Annotated in this window: 2 protein-coding genes; one reads left to right on the forward strand and one right to left on the reverse strand. The window is 56.7% G+C overall.

Annotated features, from left to right (window positions below; translation table 11 throughout):
* The coding region (locus FFT21_RS28610; RefSeq protein ID WP_137813614.1) for a transposase family protein at nucleotides 1-191 on the forward strand (191 nt) is incomplete at its 5' end.
* 130 nt (nucleotides 192-321) lie between these two features.
* Here the strand turns inward: FFT21_RS28610 and FFT21_RS28615 are convergent.
* On the reverse strand, nucleotides 322-861 hold the full coding sequence (locus FFT21_RS28615; RefSeq protein ID WP_137816998.1) for a barstar family protein: 540 nt from the start codon (nucleotides 859-861) through the stop codon (nucleotides 322-324).
* Between the last annotated feature and the right edge of the window lie 204 nt (nucleotides 862-1,065).

Below are 1,065 nucleotides of genomic sequence, written 5' to 3' on the forward strand. Positions count from 1 at the left end.
GTGGCGAGCTCTCTATCGGCGACAAGGCAAACAACAGGGTGATCTCCTCACTGCGCTCTGCCGTCGAACGATGCATCGCCCATGTCAAGAACTGGAAGATACTTGCCACCGGCTTTCGAGGGCACCTCGCCGAGCTTCCGAATGTCATCCGAATCGTCACCGCACTGGAGTTCTACCGACTTGGCTGGTAAGGGCTCTGAATAACGCTCGTCGGACGCAATCAGGAAAAGGACAGGATTTCGACCTACAGGCTTCCGTGGTCGACGCCCGTGCCCGTGGCCCCCGGAACATGCCGACGTGGCGTCGCCGGGCAAGAGTTCGTCATCGAGCGGCAGCATGATCGATTACTGGTATCGGTTTGTACTGCCTGCCCGTGTGACGCCTGGTCGCCTCACTGGGAATGGCCCGAGTAGCCTCCTCCCGGAGTTGTGTCAGCAGGCTACTCTCCGGGGAGTCGGCCCTAAGGAAGATGACGTGATACTGCAAACCAACCTGCTGGAATATTTCGACCGCTCGCGGGAAAAGCTTGATGAAACGCGAGAACGTTTGTTCGTTCACCTGTTTCAGCCGCTCGACACCATCGATAACGATCACATGACCGACCGGGTTTTCGATCCATTCGAGATCCGACATCCAGTCGGCCGCAGCGTGCCAATTCGTGACCGAGGACGGAAACTCGAAGACTTGCTCCAGTAGGCTGTACAGATCCGAATCACCCACAACCTGTCCGACACTGAACCGGCGAAAGTCCAGGCCGTCAAGCTTGGCTTGCTCCTCGATCTGCCGAAGTAGCGAAGGATCGACATTCACATGCAAGCCAGCCTGGTAGCCAAGCAGATCGACCATGCGCCTCTCAGTCATGGGTAGATCCTAACAAACGTTTCATAGTGATCGTCAGTGTAGTAGACGACGTCCGGATTCGCCCCATCACCACCTACAATGAGCGTTATTCAGAGCCCTTACCAGCCAAGTCGGTAGAACTCCAGTGCGGTGACGATTCGGATGACATTCGGAAGCTCGGCGAGGCGCCCTCGAAAGCCGGTGGCAAGTATCTTCCAGTTCTTG

It is taken from the genome of Gandjariella thermophila (assembly GCF_005405885.1).
Taxonomy (GTDB): domain Bacteria; phylum Actinomycetota; class Actinomycetes; order Mycobacteriales; family Pseudonocardiaceae; genus Gandjariella; species Gandjariella thermophila.

What these genes read in the sequence shown, in the direction of transcription:
- FFT21_RS28615 (WP_137816998.1), bottom strand. Translation starts at nt 861, where the DNA reads ATGACTGAGAGGCGCATGGTCGATCTGCTTGGCTACCAGGCTGGCTTG.